We start from the raw sequence: 16032 nt of genomic DNA, 5'->3' as shown, positions 1-16032 counted from the left end.
GCTTCGGCTGACGATCAACAAAAGGCCGGGTGGAGGATGCTCTACCCGGCCTTTTTGCGTGGGCAGTCGTCACCGGATGGCCGTCTTCCCGGCGGACGCGAATGTTATGGCTCCGGCTATGGTCAAATCACGGGCGCCGCGCGCTCTTGCGTCTGCATCCCGACAAGCTACGGGATCAAAGCCGTTTTCTCGCTGGGAATATTCATGCGTATCACGCGTATCTTGTCGCTTTTAGCCGCCGCATCCTTCGTCCCGGCGATCGCGTCCGCGCAATCGACGATGCCGCGACCGCTTCCAGCGGAGATACTGGCCGATGCGCCCGACAAGATGAAAGCCGACTGGCTGCGGGCGCATATCGTAGCTCAGGGCAAGGTCGCCGGCGGCATGAGCTTCGCTTTCCCCAAGGGCTTCTATCGCAGCCGGCTGATCCTGCTTGGTGAAAGTCATGGCGTCGCCGCCCCGCAGGGGCTCGACCTCGAACTTTTGACGCATCTCAACCAGCGGATCGGACTGGTCTATTATCTTGCCGAGATCGATCCGGTGCAGGCCGACTATTTCAATCGCTATCTCGAAACCGGCGACGAGGTGCTGCTGAAGCGCGTGTTCGACCATTGGACGAACAGCGGCGCCCAGTGGGGCAATCGGGCATTCGAGGACAAGGTCCGCGCAATCCGTAGCCTGAACGCCACCCTTCCTGCGGCGCGGCGTATCCGCTTTGTCGGCATCGATTCGGTGCAGGACTGGCGGCTCGTCGGCGAATGGATCGCCGGGCCGGGTGAGCCGCCCGCCGGGATTCTGGCGGCCAAGGCGGCGAATGATCGCGCATCCGCCGCGCTGACGGCACTCGGAGAAAAACCCGGCCATGTCGCCGCCGAACTTCGCGCCACATTGGCCGACATCGTCGCGGGCCAGCAGCGCGAGACAGTGATCTTCAACAACTATGCGCGCGCGGTCCGGGGCGGAAAGCTGGGCAACCGCCCCGCCTATGGCCTGTGGGGCCTATATCATGTGATGCAGGCTGGCGTGAACAAGACGCAGCCCTTTGCGGCGCGCGTAGCCGCTTCGGACCTTCCCGCCGCAAGCAAGATCGCCAGCATCGCCCTGCTGTCGCTCGACAGCGCGGTTCAGATTCCGGTTCCCTTTCCCGACGGCGTCAAGCGGCTGCGGTTGACGAACTTCAATATCGACGGTCCCTTCGTCATGGTGAAGGGCGCAGCGACCCTGCGTGCTGCCTCCGAACCCGCGACCATCACCCTGTTCGATACGGGCGCCCGCGGCTCGCCGATCGCGGCCACCGACTTCGGACAAATCACGACATCGGTCGGTCAGGGTTTCGTCCCTGACGATCCCGGTCCGCAGGCGCGCCGGCTGGTGCAATATGTCGGGGTATTCCGCGACTCCGATTGGGCTGCCCCCCGCGAATAGCGTCCGGCCCACGGCCGACGCGCCCGGCGCTCTCAGATCACATCCATATTGTAGCAATGCCAGCTGAAGATCGCCGCCGCACCGCGGTGCGGGCGCCAGGCTTCGGCGAGTTCGCGCGCCTGCTTCTCGCTCGGGCGTGCGCCGAGTTGCAAGATGCGGCCGACGGCTTCCTGTACCGCCAGGTCGCCCGCGGGCCAGATGTCGGGGCGCCCCTCGGCAAAGAGCAGGTAGATTTCGGCCGACCAGCGGCCGATGCCCTTGACCCGCGTGAGCAGCGCGATCGCTTCCTCGTCGTCGGCGGGGAGGGCGTCGAAGGCGAGTTCGCCGTCGAGGATGAGTTGCGCGAGGCTTTTGGCATAGCCCTGTTTCTGCCCCGAGAGGCCGCAGCCGCGCAGCGTATCGAAATCGGCCGCTGCGACGACCTCGGCCGGGCAGCCTTCGCCGAACTGCGCCTCCAACTTGTTCCAGATCGAATTGGCCGCGGCGACGCTGACCTGCTGGCCGACGATGGTGCGGAGCAGCGTCGTATAGCCCGGGGCGCGGATGCGCGGTTCGGGGTAGCCCGCATTGCCGAGCGCGCGTGCGAAGTTGGAATCCTGCGCCGCGAGCGCGTCGATTCCCGCGTTCAGCTGCTCCTGGCTGAGGCCCATCGCATATTCTCCTTTTGTTCCATCGGTAGCTGATAGCAACGCTTGATTTGCCGCGCAACGCGCGACATAGCGCCAGCGACAACGAAGATATGGGGACGAGCATGGCCAAGCTGATTGTCGTGACGCGCGACGGGACCGAACATGAGATCGAAGGCGACACGAGCCTGACGGTGATGGAAAATATCCGCGACGCGGGCTTCGACGAACTGCTCGCGCTGTGCGGCGGCTGTTGCTCGTGCGCGACGTGCCATGTCCATGTCGAGGCGGGCGCGACCGACCAGCTGCCCGCGATGAGCGAGGACGAGAACGACCTGCTCGATTCGACCACCGACCGCGACGATAATTCGCGCCTCTCGTGCCAGCTGCCGTTCAGCGACGCGCTCGACGGCCTCCGCGTGCGGATCGCGGCGGAAGATTAAGCCCCGCCATCGCCCCGGCGAAAGCCGGGGCCGCAAGCGATCCCGGCTTTCGCCGGGATGACGATCAGCCTTGCGCCGTCGCGACCGCGTAGAGCGCGATCGCCGCGGCGTTCGAGATGTTGAGGCTTTCCATCCGCGGCGAGATCGGGAGCTTCGCCAGCACGTCGCAATGTTCCATTACATTGTGGCGCATCCCGTCACCCTCCGAACCGAGCACGAGCGCGACCTTGCCGCCGTCGAGCGTCGAGGCGAGCGTCGTTTCGGTGTCGCCCATCAGCCCGATGCGCCAATATTGCGCCTCGGCGATTTCCTCCAGCGCGCGCGACAGGTTGACGACGCGCACCCATGGCACGGTTTCGAGCGCGCCCGACGCCGAGCGTGCGATGACGCCGCTTTCGGGCGGGCTGTGGCGATCCTGCGTGATGATCGCCGCCGCATCGAACGCCGCCGCCGAGCGGAGCACCGCGCCGATATTATGCGGGTCGGTGACCTGGTCGAGGATGACGAGCGGGCGCCGGCTGTCGGCGTCGGCTTCTTCCTGGAGCAGGTCGCCAAGATAGACGTCCTCGAGCGGGTCGACCTCGATCACCAGCCCCTGGTGCGGCGCATCGCGTGCGACGAGTCGCGCGAGATCGGTGACGTCGGCGTAGCTGATCGGGATCACCGGCGGCAGGTCGAGCTGCCCCAGCGCCTCGCGCGTGCCCCAGATGCGCTTGACGGTGCGTTCGGGGTTGGCGAGCGCGGCCAAAACGGCGTGGCGGCCCCAGAAACGGACGGCTTGTCCGCGCGAATTCTGGCCCTGCGGGCGGCGATGACGGGAAAATTGTCTCATGCGCGCGCCTTTCCCACGACTGCCATTGACAGGCAAGCCTCGTTTCGCCATTGGACCGCTTCCCAAAGCGGGCCCCAATGGACAGGTGGCCGAGTGGTTAAAGGCAGCAGACTGTAAATCTGCCCGGGTTTCCGTACGCTGGTTCGAATCCAGCCCTGTCCACCACCCTCTGGTCCGAGGGCATCTCCTAAAATCGCTAGAAACCGCAGAAAACCTAGGGTATTATCCCTCGGTCGCTCCTCTGCATCCCATGCCGTATCACTGCAGCGCAGTGAAAACTGTGGGGGGAATGTGGGGGTAAATTTTTGGACCCCTAAGAATCGGGCTTCCGAGTGTGGGGGTAAAAAGACGGGTTAACCATATGAAAAAGCTTACAGCTTTGGCGATCAAGGCAGCTTTGGCGAATCCTGGCACCTATCAGGACGGCGACGGCCTGTTTTTGAAGGTCGACAAGCGCGGCGGGGCTTATTGGCTATTGCGTCTGCAGCGCGATGGTAAGCGGCAAGACATTGGCTTGGGCAGCGCCAAATTGCTTCCGCTCGTGGAGGCTCGCCAGAAAGCCAGCGAGCTCCGCAAGGCGGTCAAGATCGATCGGCGCGATGTGCTGGCCGAGAGGAAGAGTGAAGCTGCTGCGAAGGTGACATTCCGCGAAGCAGCTCGCCAATATCACAAAGAGAATGCGGCTGGATGGAAAAGTGCCATCTATGCGCGCCAATGGCTTGCCAGCCTCGAAAGCCACGCCTTTCCGAAGTTGGGCGATGTTCCGACCGGCGGAATCGCCGCAGCGGATATCATCGACGTGTTGATGCCGATTTGGCAGGATATTCCCGAAACGGCCCGACAGGTGCGCAACCGAATCTGCGTTGTTCTGGACTATGCTCACGCCAAAGGCTGGCGCTCCAACGAAGCTCCGTCGGGAAATGGCAGCTTGAAAGCGGGACGCGGATTGCCTCGCCAAGTGAAGTCGCGGGAGAATCGCAAGGCCATGCCTTATAGCGCTCTGCCCGTCTTCCTCGCAGCTTTGCGCCGAAAGCCGGCATTCGGAAGGTTGGCGCTCGAACTGCTCATCTTGACCGGCGTACGCAGCCAGGAGGTCCGGCTCGCGACGTGGGACGAGTTTGATTTTGAGGGGCGGTTGTGGACCATTCCCGGTGATCATATGAAGCGGGGCAACGCCCATGTTGTTCCGCTGTCGGATGCGGCGTTGGCTGTGCTGACGAGAGCAAAAGCCTTCCGGCGTTCTGATATCGATGTGGTTTTCCCGGGAGCGGCCGGCAAGCCGATGTCTGATATGACGCTGCTAAAGGTGCTGCGCGACATGAAGGAGCCGTTTCACGTCCACGGTTTTCGGTCCACGTTCACCGACTGGGCCGCCAACGAAGATTTTGCCGATGCTGTTGTGGAGGCAGCGCTGGCGCACAAGACGCCCGACGCAGTGCAGGCGGCTTATCGGCGTACAACCTATCTAGGCACACCGGATCAGCCCGGTGCCCGTGTCAAATTGATGGAGGCGTGGGGGAGCTATTGTGCTGGCGGGGGTCCCGAAGCGGAGTAACATCGTCCCGCCGGGAAAAAAATGAGCGCGGCCGCAAATGCGCGCACACTGACGGCGGCAGGCGCCATCAGAGGTCGCGCGTTTTTACGGTTGGCCGCGCAGCGCTCTTGTTTCACTTCTTGCCGCCGCGGGCGCGCGGCCCTTGCGGCGGGTAAGCAGCGCGTGCGCTGCTCCGGGCGCGGCGTTGCCACGCCCGACCCGCCACCGGTCAGCGCACACCGCGGCGCCTGCGTCTGCGACAAGGGCGCGGTTGTTGTCCGATGGTGACGCCGCGCTGACCGCGCGTCGGCGCTGTGCTTGGGCCGGCCACGGACAGCGTGGCAGTCGGCGCACGGCTGTGGGACCGCTCGGCCGGCGCGCAAGCCGGGTCTTCGCCCCGGCTCCTCCATTGCATTACGGCCCTCTCGGGTGCGCGCCGTCCTTTGGCGCGGTCCCGTCGCCTTTCCTCGCCGCCCGCCCCGCCGTCCGGGGCCGGGTGTGGTTGAAGGAAAGGAAAAGCTCATGAAGCTCGATTTTATCGATGTGGACCATCTGTCGATTGCGGCGACCAATATGCGCGGGAAGGGCAAAGACCCCGATGTGTCCGACCTGCTGCCCAGCGTTCGCGCGCGGGGTGTGCTGGTTCCGCTGCTCGTTCGGCCCAATTGCGCCGCAGGCCATTATGAGATTGTTGCGGGCCGTCGGCGCTTTACCGCCGTCAGTGCCGTGGCGCGCGAGGGCGGGGCGGTGAAGCCGATCCCCTGCGCGATTCTCGACGAAGGGGACGACGCCGATGCGCTCGAAGCATCGTTGCTGGAAAACCTCGCCCGCGTTCAGCCGGACGAGGTCAGCCAGTGGGAGGCATTTGTTGCCTTGGTGAAGGCGGGCCGGTCGGTCGACGAGGTCGCCGACAGCTTCGGGTTCGAGCGGTCGGCAGTGAAGCGCATCCTCGCGCTCGGCAATCTCTTGCCGCGCATCCGCACGCTCTATCGGCGCTGCGAGATCGATGCGGGCACCGTTCGCCACCTGACCTTGGCAACGAAGAGCCAGCAAAAGGCATGGCTGGCGCTGTTCTGCGATGAAGCGGCCTATTGCCCGACCGGCCACCAATTGAAGGCATGGCTGTTCGGCGGCAACGCCATCGTGGTGAAACACGCGCTGTTCGATGTTGCCGAGGCGAAGCTCGCCATCGTCTCGGACCTGTTCGGCGAAGACAGCTATTTTGCCGACAGCGATGCTTTCTGGTCGGCGCAGATGGCCGCCATCGAAGCGCGCAAGGCCGAGTATCTCGACGCAGGATGGTCCGATGTCGTCGTCATGGCGCGCGGCGACTGGTTCCGGTCATGGGATCATGTTCATGCGGGCAAGCGCAAGGGCGGCCGTATCTATGTCGAGGTGCGCGACAGCGGCGAGGTCAGCTTTCACGAAGGTTATGTCACCACCAAGGAAGCGAAGCGCCTTTCGGGCGGCGGCGGCAGCGACGATGAGAACACGCCCGCAGCGAAGCCGGTGCGTCCCGAAGTATCGGGTCCGCTCAATGCCTATATCGATCTCCATCGCCATGCAGCGGTGCGCGCCGATCTCGCGAGCCACGGCGGCGTCGCACTCCGGGCGATGCTTGCGCATGTCATTTCGGGCGCGGACCTGTGGCGCGTCGATATCGAAAGCCAGCGCGCGCCCAAGGAAGACATCGCCGAGAGCGTCGAAACCTGCCCCGCCGAAACCGCCTTCGACGAGAAGCGCCGCGCGGTGCTTGCGGTGCTGGGGTTCGATGAAGACACTCCGACCGTAACGGGAAGGCCACTTCACCGGCCCCCTTTTGCCCCCTTGTTCGCGCGGCTGCTCGAACTGCCCGATCCGGTGGTGATGGAGATCATCGCGATCGTCATGGGCGAGACCTTGGCGGCGGGCAGCGAAGCGGTCGAGATGATCGGCGTTCATCTCGGCACCGATATGCGCCAGCATTGGCAAGCCGACGCGGCCTTCTTCGACCAGCTGCGCGACCGCGAAGTGCTGCTCGCCATCACCACCGAGGTTGCAGGCGCGGAGGTCGCGGCAGCGAACGCCGGTGAAAAGGCAAAGGGGCTGAAATCGATCATCGCCGACTGCCTTGCAGGCGCGAATGGCCGCACCAAGGCCGAGCCGTGGGTGCCGAGGTGGATGGCATTCCCGCCGACGGCCTACACGTCACGGGGCGGAGTCGGCAGCGTGAAGGCGGCGGCGCAGGCGGCGTTCGAGCTTTCCGCGCCCGCTGATCCCGATCCTGACCAGCAGGACAGGGAATCGGGCGCCGAGGGTACGCCCTTGGCGGCGTGAGGGGAGGGTGGGCGGCTCCGGTCGCCCGCCCTTTTCCGGCTGTAAATGTCGCGCTGGCCTTGCGGGCCAGCGCGGCGCTTGTGATTTTCGCGCGCCGTCGCCGCAAGCGGCTCCGGCGCGCGGGGCCTGACACCAAAAGGGGCGGCGCGAAGTCGCCTCCACGCCGCCCCAAACGAAGGATGCTGCATCCATCGCCCCACCGACCGCGGCGCGCCTGGGGTCGCAATCCGACACGCCGCCTCGGCAGATGCGGCGCCCGTTAGTGTCGTCGTTGCCGATTGAATTGTACGAAAACGCCAAATCGGAACACGCCGGCATGATTTTCTTGCTGCGAGGCCAGAAGGGGCGTCGGCGAGGATCGTCGATGTTCGCGGGCGGAGATGCTCCGGACGACGCGGATTACACGTTGATCGCTTCTCCCACTTAAATTGCGATGATTGATCGTTCCGGACGATACTGCGGAGGACGCCCCATCTGTCCCACAGGACCATTCCCGGCGACGGGCGAGATGACCTGTCCCGGCGCGGCGCCCCGCGAAAGTGCGGCGCCGCGATTATTTCCCCGCCGGCTGCGCCGGCTCCTCGCGGTCGCTTCGCTTTCAAATAATCGCGCCGCCGCACTCCTCCGCTTTGCTGCGGCCCTTGCAGGTTCGCGGAGCGCCTTATGCGCCGGTCCCTGGTCCGCCCATGCCGCAGGGATGGTCCCGCGGCACAGTGAAGGAGACGACCAATGGCAGCTATCGGCTTTGTGAACGGCACCATCGAAAAAGGCTTCGTGGGCCAGCTCAAAACCCTTTCGATCCGCGCTGCGATCGAAATCCGGACCAACCGCTCGAAGAACGGCGACGTCCAGCCAGACTACCGGGTTTATTCCGAAGGCGTCGAGATCGGTGCCGGCTGGGTCCGCATCGGCGAGGCATCGGGCAAACCCTTTGTGTCACTGACGCTGGCAGCCCCCGAGTTCGGGCCGCGCCGCATCTACGCCAACCTCGGCCGCGCCGCCGGCCAGGACAGCGAAGATGCTTATGCGATCATCTGGAACCCCGACAACTGAGCCGGGCTTCCACCCCGCGCCGCTTCGCGGCGCGGGGCTTTACCGTGTCGGCCCTCAGGCAGCGTTGCGGTCGCGGAGGCGGTCGAGATCGGCGATGGTGAACGAGTGCGGATTACGCAGCCACATTTCGACCTCGCCCGCGCGCCAGCCGCAACAGCGTGTCGCAAGCTTGTGCTGCGACGGGAAGGTCCCGGCGGCGATCTTGCGATAGAGGGTCGCGCGGCTGAGGCCGGTCAGATCGAGGACTTCATTGAGCCGCATGAGGCGGAGGGGGGATTGGAATGCCATGCTGTTCTACTCCATCTGTTGGACGAATTTGCGTCGACACGAGATAAAGAAAGCATGACGGGCGTTGTCGTCAACACCGCAGAAAACCGTCCTTTACGGCGTAGTGCGCTGGCGTAGGGCCGTGGGTATCCGCCGGTATCCATGGGGACTTCCTGGGAGTTGTGGCGTAGGCTGAAATTTTCTGTCTCATCAGGTCTCGCCGGCAATCGCTCCCCGCCTGATGAGGCCGTCGGGGACGGCCGCGTCCGCAGATGACGCGCCGTAAACGGCGCGGCGTCTTTCCGATTCGCGTGGAGGTGAGGGCGCCGCTGGCGCGCTCGCGGTCGCCGCTCTCGCGGCGGCGTCGTCTGTCCCGGCGCGGCGGGGGCAGGGTGGGCGTCACTCGCCTCTAGCCCCGCCCGGCCGGGCCGCAACCCGCGTACCGCGGGTCCTTCTCTCCGTTTCGGTCCTGCGGATGCAGCCCGCCCGATGATGCGGGTCTGCCGGCTCCTTCCTGCCGCCCACCCCGCCCCCTTCCGGGCCGGGGTGCGGTGGCTGGAAGGAGAAGGGACATGCGCAAGGAACGGAAAGAACGGGCGAGCCTCTACAGTGAGGTCACGAACAAGATCATCGCGGAGCTCGAAGAAGGACGGCTGCCATGGGTGCAGCCTTGGGACAGCGCGGCGTGCGGCTGCACGATGCCGCAGAATGCAGGGACGGGCCGCAAATATTCGGGGATCAATGTGCTGATCCTGTGGGCCGAGGTTGTTTCCAAAGGCTATAGCTCGCAGCGCTGGCTGACCTATCGGCAGGCCGAGGTGGCGGGCGGCAATGTCCGGCGCGGCAAGAAGGGCACGGTTATCTGTTATGCCGACCGCTTTACGCCGAAGGCCGAAGCCGAGGCCGCGCGCGGTGAAGACCGCGAGGCGCGGCAGGTTGCGTTCCTGAAACGCTTCGTCGTCTTCAATGTCGACCAGTGCGAGGGACTGCCCGACGACTATATCACGCCGATGATCAGCCCCGACCCGGTGCTTGCCATCGCCGAGGCCGATGCGCTTATCGCCGCGAGCGGCGCGCACGTGAACATCGGCGGCGGCGAGGCCTTTTACAGCCCGAGCCATGATTTCGTTCAGGTGCCGCCGCAGGGCGCGTTTCATGAGCCGATCAACTGGTATCGCACCGCGCTGCACGAGCTTGGCCATTGGACGGGTCATGGCAGCCGACTGGACCGCGACCAGAAGGGCGGGTTCGGGTCAGAGGCCTACGCCAAGGAAGAGCTTGTCGCCGAGCTGGCGGCGGCGTTTACCTGCGCGTCGCTTGGTATCGCGCCGACCGTGCGACATTCCGACTATATCGCGTCGTGGCTTTCGGTGTTGCGCGATGACGAGAAGGCTATTTTTCGCGCCGCGAGCCAAGCCAGCAAGGCGAGCGATTATCTGCTCGGCTTCGCGGGAGCCGAGCAATGAGCGCCCGCCTGTCGCGCGAGGAACGTCTAGCGCTGTGGCGCGCAGAGCGCGCCGTTGACCGCTTGCCTCGCATGACCCGCAAGGTCTTTCTCGCGATCCGCGTCGAAGAGCTGCGCTATTCCGAGATTGCCGCCCGGTTCGACATTACTGTCGCCGATGTCGAAGCCCATTTCGCGGTGGCCTTGCGCATCCTCATGAAAGTCATGGATGAAAAAGATCCATGGTGGTGGCGATTCCGGCGGTGATGACCGCGCGAAGGCCGGATGGCGCTTGCCATCCGGCCGATGCAATTACAGAGGTAAAGACGATGCGCACCGACCTCGATCATCTCCCCGCGAACAAGCAGCGCGAACTCGAGCGCGTGAAGCAGATTATCTTCGAGGAATTTGCCGACAGCATCGCGCTCGCGACGATGAGCTGGAAGAAGAAAGGCCGGATCGACAAGATCATTCTTTACGGCAGCTATGCGCGTGGCGGCTGGGTCGATGAGCCGCATACCGCCAAGGGCTATCGGTCGGACTTCGACCTGCTGATCATCGTCAGCGACAAACGGCTGACCGACAAGGTCGAATTTTGGCCGAAGATCGAGGACCGTCTCAATCGCGAGCTTCTGATCGACAAGACGCTGCACACGCCCGTGAACCTCATAATCCACACCATGTCCGAAGTGAACGACGGCCTTGCGCACGGGCGATATTTCTTCATGGACATCGCCAAGGACGGCATCGCGCTCTACGAGTTCGACGACAAGGAATTGCACAAGCCCAAGCCGAAGACGCCCGAGCAGGCGCTCGACATGGCGCAGGAGTATTTTGACGAGTGGTATCCGAGCGCGATGCGGGCTCACGTCAATTATGGCGACGATCTCGAACGCGGTTGGAATAAAGAAGCGGCGTTCATGCTTCATCAGGCTACCGAGCGGCTTTACCATTGCGTCCTGTTGGTCTGCACTTTCTACACCCCGCATGTTCACAATCTGGCGTTCCTGCGCACCCAGGCCGAACGCCTCGACATGCGTCTTGTCGATGTCTGGCCGCGTGAATTGAAGTCGGATCGCAGGCACTTCGAGAAGCTCAAGGAAGCCTATGTGAAGGCGCGCTATTCGAAACATTACCGCATCACCGAGGAGGAATTGCGCTGGCTCGGAGATCGTGTTGAGGAACTCGGTCGGGTCGTGCACGTGATCTGTTCGGAGCGGCTCGATCAGCTTCGCCGCGCGGCGGGACGACTGCCGTCCGAATAGCGCGGCGCGATTAATTCTGTTGAGCAGGTTTTCGGCATTTGTTTGGAAAGGATTGTCGCGCTAGAGGATGACCGAAGTGGTTAGCCCTCGAAGGAAAACGCGCATGGAAGATAGTGAAATGCTGGTCACGCTGACCGCCGATATTGTCGCGGCCCACGTCAGCAATAACAGCGTCGCCATATCGGATATCCCGCTCGTCATTCGCTCGGTGCACGAAGCGCTCGCCGGACTTGCGTCCGGCGCGGAACCCGAACCCGAACCGCAGCAGCCCGCCGTGTCGGTCCGGTCGTCGGTGAAGCCCGACTATATCGTCTGTCTCGAAGACGGCAAAAAGCTCAAGATGCTGCGCCGTCATTTGATGACGCACTATGCCATGACGCCCGAAGATTATCGCGCGAAATGGAACTTGCCGAAGGATTATCCGATGACCGCGCCCAACTATGCCGAGAAGCGCCGGGAACTTGCCAAGCAGATCGGTCTTGGCACCAAGGGCCGCGGCGGCGGTCGCAAGCCCGCTGCGCGCGGGAAAGCCAAGGCGAAACAGGGCTGAGGAATCGACCGGCAGGGGTACGTCCATGACGCTGAAATTTGCGAAGGCAGCGATGCTGTCGGTCCTTGTCGCGGCCTGTTCGCCGGAAGCCGAGCGCGACAAACTTCCGGATGTTGAGGCACGCGCGGTGAACTTCGGCGCCGATGCGTCGTCGCCCACGCAGCGCGACGCCGCAGTCACGGAGGGCGAGGCGCAGCTCGATTGAACGGCGCGTCGAGACCATCGGCAACGGATGTCGCCGCTCCGATTGTTGCGGCCCGCGGCCGGAGCGATTTTTGTTCGCGACATGCTGGACAGAATCAGTGCCCGCTCGCTACCGGCGCGCCATGGGTATCACCGCGACAATCATGAACACCGCCACCGGCCAGCCGATCCAGAAAATGAGCTTCGGGCGCATGCCGAAGCCCTGGGCAAGCTTCACGCTCGAAAGCGGCGAGCTGGTCACCGCCGAACGCATCGACGTCGGTAAACCTGCACCGGGCAAGTTCACCGCGCCAATCTCCATCTGGGTGACCGTTAAACCGCGCGGGTAAGCGCCGACGCAATGACGCGCGTCAGGTATCGCCCACACCGGCTATCCGACCTCGCCGCTATCGAACGCGCGCTTGCCGCGACGACGCCATAATGTCAGCTGCCGTTCGCGCGTCTCGCCGCGCAGCGTCGCGGCCGCTTCGACCAGCAGCCCGAGAATGACGGCGCGATCATCGTCGGTGAGTTCGATCAGATCGGCCTTGGCCACGAGGCCGCCAAGCTCGATCAGCTGGCGTGTGCGTTCGCGGCGCTTCACCTGCCACGCCCGCGTGTCATGCCGCGCCCGCTTCGCCTGAAGGCGATTGCGGGCTTGTATTGACCGCCGAAGCGCCGCGCGCGTTCCGGCCAGCGCCTTTGCGAATGCGGGCGCCTTCTCCGCGAAAGAAGGCCGCGCCGCTCTTGCGCCACGCCTCCTTCCGCGTCGTGTCTGCGCCGACAGCGTCGAGTAGGGCACCGGCAAGCTGCTCGATCGGCAACGCGTCGGCACCCGTCGCGATGACAAGCTCGCCAAGCTGCCCTTGCTTCTTCGTCTTGAGCGCCTTGGCCTTGTCGGTCAGCGCCTGAAGTTCGGCGTCGAAATCACGCGGTTTGCGCATCGTCTGTCCTTCCGTTTGTGAGGGTCGGACGAACCAGCTATGCCGAGTCTCAACCTCGTTCAAGCAGCTGAAATCTCCCGAGACTTTGTGATCCCGAGCGCGATGAAATCGTGTGAGGGCGCGCTTATACGTCGTGCCGACGTGCTCGTTTTGCTGTAAATGGATCGCCCTTATGGCGATCTATCATTTCTCGGCAAAAGTCATTTCCCGCGCGACCGGCAGCAGCGCGGTTGCCGCTGCTGCCTATCGGTCCGCCGATCGGTTGCATGATGAACGCCTCGGCCGCAGCCATGACTTCTCGAACAAGGCGGGCGTCGTCCACAGCGAGGTGCTGCTGCCCGAAGGGGCCCCCGAGGAGTGGCGCGACCGCGAAAAGCTGTGGAATGATGTCGAGGCGGCCGAGATCCGCAAGGACGCGCAACTCGCCCGCGAGATCGAGTTCGCCATCCCGCGCGAGATGACCGAGGAACAGGGGGTCGAGCTTGCCCGCGACTTCGTTCAGACCGAGTTTGTCGACCGCGGAATGATCGCTGACCTCAATGTCCATTGGGACGTGGGCGCCGACGGGCTGGCGCGGCCGCACGCCCATGTGATGCTGACGATGCGCGAGATCCGCATCGGCGACGATGGAAGCGCGGAGTTCGGCGCCAAGGTCCGCGACTGGAACCGCACCGAGCTTCTGACCCACTGGCGTGAAGCGTGGGCCGATCATGTCAACGAACGGTTGGCATCGCTCGATATCGACGCGCGCATCGATCACCGCAGTCTCGAAGCGCAGGGGATCGACCTCGAACCGCAGCACAAGATTGGTCCCGCGGCGTCGCGGATGGTGGAGCAGGGGCTCGAGGTCGACCGCGCCGAAGAGCATCTCGATATCGCGCGGCGGAACGGCGAGAAAATCCTCGCCGACCCGTCAATCGCGCTCGACACCATCACCCACCACCAGGCGACGTTCACCAACCGCGACCTCGCCATGTTCGTGCACCGCCACAGTGCCGGAACCATCCAGTTCGGCGCGGTCATGGGTGCGGTGAAAGCATCGCCGGATCTTGTCGCGCTTGGAAAAGATGGCCGTGGCGAAGATCGGTTCACGTCGCGCGCAATGATCGAGACCGAGCACCGCCTCGAACGCGCGACGGCGACGCTCGATGCGCGACGCAATCACGGTGTCGCCGAGCGTCATCGCGAACGGGCGCTTGCGAGAGCATCGGCCCGCGGGCTCGACCTGTCGGTGGAGCAGCGCGGCGCCTTTGAACACGTCACATCGGCCCGCGGCGTCAGCAATGTCATCGGCTATGCCGGAACGGGCAAGAGCGCGATGCTCGGCGTTGCGCGCGAAGCGTGGGAGGCGGCAGGCTACAAAGTGCAGGGCGCCGCGCTGTCGGGCATTGCCGCGGAAGGACTCGAACATGGCTCGGGCATCGCGTCGCGCACGCTCGCGGGCCTCGAGCATCAGTGGGGTCAGGATCGCGAACGACTGACGAGCCAACATATCCTCGTCATCGACGAGGCGGGAATGGTCGGCACACGTCAGCTCGAGCGTGTCGTGTCCGAGGCCGAACGTCAGGGCGCCAAGGTCGTCCTTGTCGGTGATCCGCAGCAGCTTCAGGCGATCGAGGCGGGCGCCGCGTTCCGCGCCGCCGCCGAGCGTCACGGCGCCATCGAAATCATGGACATCCGCCGCCAGCAGGAAGACTGGAAGCGCGAAGCGACGCGCGAACTTGCCACCGGGCGGACAGGCGCGGCGATCGATCGCTACGCCGGCGCCGGGTTCGTCCATGCTGCGGACACGCGCGAGGCTGCGCGCGCCGAGCTGGTCGATGCGTGGGATCGTGACCGGCAGGCGCATCCGGGCGCGAGCCGCATCATCCTCACCCACACCAACGACGAAGCGCGGTTGCTCAACACCGAGGTGCGCGAACGGCTGAAGGAAGGCGGAGCGCTTGCCGACGAGGTGACGTTGAAGGTCGAGCGCGGCGAGCGGAGCTTCGCGGGCGGCGATCGCATCATCTTCCTCCGGAACGAACGCGAGCTTGGCGTGAAGAATGGCTCGCTCGGCAGCGTTGAAAGCGTGAGCCCGGCGCGCATGGCTGTGACGCTCGACGACGGGCGGCGCGTGGCATTCGATCTGAAGGATTATGCCCATATCGATCACGGTTATGCCGCCACGATACACAAGGCGCAGGGCATGACGGTCGACCGGGTCCAGGTGCTCGCGACGCCGGGGGTAGACAGCCACTCAACATATGTCGCGCTGTCCAGGCACCGCGAGCAGGTGGAACTCTACTATGGTCGCAATGACTTTGCCAATCAGTCGAAACTTGTCCGCGTCGCCTCGCGCGAGCGCGGGAAGGATATGGCGAGCGATTACAAGGTTGCGGAGGCGACGAAGGCCGCCGAACCCAAGCGTTCCATGTTCGACGGTCTCAAGCTCACTGTCCCGCGCAAGGCGCTCGAAGAGCCTGCGCCCCCGCTGCGGCGCGATGCTCGCCTCTCCGAAGTGAAGATCAGTGCTCGAAGCCTCGACCCCGCACCGGCGCGCTCGCCCCTCGACGAGGCGGTCGAGCGCTTTGCGCGCGTGACGAAGGAGATCGTCGACGTCCGGCGCGCCGGCGGGAAGGAACTGCCGCACGAACTCGACACCTACAACAAGGCCCGGGCCGAGCTCGATGCGCTGCGCCCCGGCGGCGCGAGCGATCTGCGCGAGGCGTTCGGGAAGAGCTACAAGCTGACCAGCGAGGCAGCGGCAGGGCGCACCGCGGGCGCGATCGCAGCGATGGACGGCGCAGTTGCGGCCCGCGCTGCTGAGCGCGCAGCCGCCGACCGCGCGGCGCGCGATCAGGCGCGGCAGGCGGCTGCGGAAAAGCGGCTTGCCGCCGAGCTCGAGAAGCGCGCCGAGCTGTTCGTCGCCTCGTGGCAGAAGGAGAGTGCCCAGGCGCGCAAGGCCCCGTCCTATGCCGCGCGCGATGCGGCGCGCGCCAGCCTCAACGACATGGCGAAGAGCCTGCACCGCGACCCGCAGCTCGAGTCGCTGCTCCGGAACCGCCGCGCCGACCTCGGCCTGAAACCCTCTGCGACAGGATCGCTGTCGCACGACCTCCAGCAATATCTCGGCCGCTCGCGCGGGATGGGGATATCGATGTAGGCCGA

The 16032-nt window shown here is 64.7% G+C and carries 17 protein-coding genes and 1 tRNA gene; 13 read left to right on the top strand and 5 right to left on the bottom strand.

The window, feature by feature from the left end; translation table 11 throughout:
* Positions 1-204 precede the first annotated feature (204 nt).
* Positions 205-1425: a hypothetical protein gene (locus ACIPPQ_RS08445; protein WP_446543678.1), complete on the top strand. Its 1221-nt coding sequence runs from the start codon at positions 205-207 to the stop codon at positions 1423-1425.
* A 32-nt stretch (positions 1426-1457) separates the two neighbouring features.
* On the opposite strand, the gene ACIPPQ_RS08440 is transcribed toward ACIPPQ_RS08445, so the two are convergent.
* A complete protein-coding gene (locus tag ACIPPQ_RS08440) occupies positions 1458-2075 on the bottom strand; it encodes a DNA-3-methyladenine glycosylase family protein (protein ID WP_446543677.1) in 618 nt (205 codons plus the stop codon).
* Positions 2076-2176: 101 nt separating this feature from the next.
* Here ACIPPQ_RS08440 and ACIPPQ_RS08435 point away from each other — a divergent pair, with 101 nt between their 5' ends.
* Entirely contained in the window at positions 2177-2494 is a 318-nt protein-coding gene (locus ACIPPQ_RS08435; RefSeq protein ID WP_446543676.1) for a 2Fe-2S iron-sulfur cluster-binding protein, read from the top strand.
* 64 nt (positions 2495-2558) lie between these two features.
* Here ACIPPQ_RS08435 and rlmB read toward each other — a convergent pair whose 3' ends face one another.
* On the bottom strand, positions 2559-3326 hold the full coding sequence (rlmB, locus tag ACIPPQ_RS08430; protein WP_446543675.1) for a 23S rRNA (guanosine(2251)-2'-O)-methyltransferase RlmB: 768 nt from the start codon (positions 3324-3326) through the stop codon (positions 2559-2561).
* A 79-nt stretch (positions 3327-3405) separates the two neighbouring features.
* Here rlmB and ACIPPQ_RS08425 point away from each other — a divergent pair.
* From ACIPPQ_RS08425 to ACIPPQ_RS08410, 4 genes are all read left to right on the top strand, one after another.
* Positions 3406-3491 (top strand) — tRNA-Tyr (locus ACIPPQ_RS08425).
* A gap of 196 nt (positions 3492-3687) precedes the next feature.
* On the top strand, positions 3688-4881 hold the full coding sequence (locus ACIPPQ_RS08420; protein WP_446543674.1) for a tyrosine-type recombinase/integrase: 1194 nt from the start codon (positions 3688-3690) through the stop codon (positions 4879-4881).
* Positions 4882-5382: 501 nt separating this feature from the next.
* Positions 5383-7176, top strand: a complete 1794-nt coding sequence (locus tag ACIPPQ_RS08415; protein WP_446543673.1) for a ParB/RepB/Spo0J family partition protein — start codon at positions 5383-5385, stop codon at positions 7174-7176.
* 729 nt (positions 7177-7905) lie between these two features.
* Positions 7906-8229, top strand: coding sequence for a DUF736 domain-containing protein (locus tag ACIPPQ_RS08410; protein ID WP_446543672.1), 324 nt, complete (start codon positions 7906-7908; stop codon positions 8227-8229).
* A gap of 54 nt (positions 8230-8283) precedes the next feature.
* Here ACIPPQ_RS08410 and ACIPPQ_RS08405 read toward each other — a convergent pair whose 3' ends face one another.
* Entirely contained in the window at positions 8284-8517 is a 234-nt protein-coding gene (locus ACIPPQ_RS08405) for a helix-turn-helix transcriptional regulator (RefSeq protein WP_446543671.1), read from the bottom strand.
* 551 nt (positions 8518-9068) lie between these two features.
* Between ACIPPQ_RS08405 and ACIPPQ_RS08400 the strand changes: the two genes are divergently transcribed.
* From ACIPPQ_RS08400 to ACIPPQ_RS08375, 6 genes are all read left to right on the top strand, one after another.
* Positions 9069-9962 (top strand): ArdC family protein, encoded by an 894-nt coding sequence (locus ACIPPQ_RS08400; RefSeq protein WP_446543670.1) that lies wholly within the window; start codon positions 9069-9071, stop codon positions 9960-9962.
* The gene (locus ACIPPQ_RS08395) at positions 9959-10207 is read left to right on the top strand and encodes a sigma factor-like helix-turn-helix DNA-binding protein (protein ID WP_446543669.1); all 249 of its coding nucleotides are present in this window, start codon (positions 9959-9961) and stop codon (positions 10205-10207) included. Before ACIPPQ_RS08400 ends, ACIPPQ_RS08395 begins: the two co-directional genes overlap by 4 nt.
* A gap of 62 nt (positions 10208-10269) precedes the next feature.
* Positions 10270-11205 (top strand): HEPN domain-containing protein, encoded by a 936-nt coding sequence (locus ACIPPQ_RS08390; protein WP_446543668.1) that lies wholly within the window; start codon positions 10270-10272, stop codon positions 11203-11205.
* 103 nt (positions 11206-11308) lie between these two features.
* On the top strand, positions 11309-11755 hold the full coding sequence (locus ACIPPQ_RS08385; protein ID WP_446543667.1) for a MucR family transcriptional regulator: 447 nt from the start codon (positions 11309-11311) through the stop codon (positions 11753-11755).
* A 25-nt stretch (positions 11756-11780) separates the two neighbouring features.
* On the top strand, positions 11781-11960 hold the full coding sequence (locus ACIPPQ_RS08380; protein WP_446543666.1) for a hypothetical protein: 180 nt from the start codon (positions 11781-11783) through the stop codon (positions 11958-11960).
* A gap of 121 nt (positions 11961-12081) precedes the next feature.
* Positions 12082-12288, top strand: coding sequence for a hypothetical protein (locus ACIPPQ_RS08375; RefSeq protein ID WP_446543665.1), 207 nt, complete (start codon positions 12082-12084; stop codon positions 12286-12288).
* 41 nt (positions 12289-12329) lie between these two features.
* Here ACIPPQ_RS08375 and ACIPPQ_RS08370 read toward each other — a convergent pair whose 3' ends face one another.
* Positions 12330-12542 (bottom strand): conjugal transfer protein TraD, encoded by a 213-nt coding sequence (locus tag ACIPPQ_RS08370; RefSeq protein ID WP_446543664.1) that lies wholly within the window; start codon positions 12540-12542, stop codon positions 12330-12332.
* A gap of 16 nt (positions 12543-12558) precedes the next feature.
* A complete protein-coding gene (locus tag ACIPPQ_RS08365) occupies positions 12559-12882 on the bottom strand; it encodes a conjugal transfer protein TraD (protein WP_446543663.1) in 324 nt (107 codons plus the stop codon).
* A gap of 172 nt (positions 12883-13054) precedes the next feature.
* Here ACIPPQ_RS08365 and traA point away from each other — a divergent pair, with 172 nt between their 5' ends.
* A complete protein-coding gene (gene traA / locus ACIPPQ_RS08360) occupies positions 13055-16027 on the top strand; it encodes a Ti-type conjugative transfer relaxase TraA (RefSeq protein WP_446543662.1) in 2973 nt (990 codons plus the stop codon).
* Positions 16028-16032 lie beyond the last annotated feature (5 nt).

This window comes from Sphingopyxis sp. LARHCG72 (assembly GCF_052871675.1).
Note: the sequence above shows the minus strand (reverse complement) of the source record. Positions and strands in the feature narration are given on the sequence as shown.

Excerpts from the sequence above, each read along its gene's own strand:
- ACIPPQ_RS08445 (WP_446543678.1), top strand. The coding sequence starts at position 205 with ATGCGTATCACGCGTATCTTGTCGCTTTTAGCCGCCGCATCCTTCGTC.
- ACIPPQ_RS08440 (WP_446543677.1), bottom strand. The coding sequence starts at position 2,075 with ATGGGCCTCAGCCAGGAGCAGCTGAACGCGGGAATCGACGCGCTCGCG.
- ACIPPQ_RS08435 (WP_446543676.1), top strand. The coding sequence starts at position 2,177 with ATGGCCAAGCTGATTGTCGTGACGCGCGACGGGACCGAACATGAGATC.
- rlmB (WP_446543675.1), bottom strand. The coding sequence starts at position 3,326 with ATGAGACAATTTTCCCGTCATCGCCGCCCGCAGGGCCAGAATTCGCGC.
- ACIPPQ_RS08420 (WP_446543674.1), top strand. The coding sequence starts at position 3,688 with ATGAAAAAGCTTACAGCTTTGGCGATCAAGGCAGCTTTGGCGAATCCT.
- ACIPPQ_RS08415 (WP_446543673.1), top strand. The coding sequence starts at position 5,383 with ATGAAGCTCGATTTTATCGATGTGGACCATCTGTCGATTGCGGCGACC.
- ACIPPQ_RS08410 (WP_446543672.1), top strand. The coding sequence starts at position 7,906 with ATGGCAGCTATCGGCTTTGTGAACGGCACCATCGAAAAAGGCTTCGTG.
- ACIPPQ_RS08405 (WP_446543671.1), bottom strand. The coding sequence starts at position 8,517 with ATGGCATTCCAATCCCCCCTCCGCCTCATGCGGCTCAATGAAGTCCTC.
- ACIPPQ_RS08400 (WP_446543670.1), top strand. The coding sequence starts at position 9,069 with ATGCGCAAGGAACGGAAAGAACGGGCGAGCCTCTACAGTGAGGTCACG.
- ACIPPQ_RS08395 (WP_446543669.1), top strand. The coding sequence starts at position 9,959 with ATGAGCGCCCGCCTGTCGCGCGAGGAACGTCTAGCGCTGTGGCGCGCA.
- ACIPPQ_RS08390 (WP_446543668.1), top strand. The coding sequence starts at position 10,270 with ATGCGCACCGACCTCGATCATCTCCCCGCGAACAAGCAGCGCGAACTC.
- ACIPPQ_RS08385 (WP_446543667.1), top strand. The coding sequence starts at position 11,309 with ATGGAAGATAGTGAAATGCTGGTCACGCTGACCGCCGATATTGTCGCG.
- ACIPPQ_RS08380 (WP_446543666.1), top strand. The coding sequence starts at position 11,781 with ATGACGCTGAAATTTGCGAAGGCAGCGATGCTGTCGGTCCTTGTCGCG.
- ACIPPQ_RS08375 (WP_446543665.1), top strand. The coding sequence starts at position 12,082 with ATGGGTATCACCGCGACAATCATGAACACCGCCACCGGCCAGCCGATC.
- ACIPPQ_RS08365 (WP_446543663.1), bottom strand. The coding sequence starts at position 12,882 with ATGCGCAAACCGCGTGATTTCGACGCCGAACTTCAGGCGCTGACCGAC.
- traA (WP_446543662.1), top strand. The coding sequence starts at position 13,055 with ATGGCGATCTATCATTTCTCGGCAAAAGTCATTTCCCGCGCGACCGGC.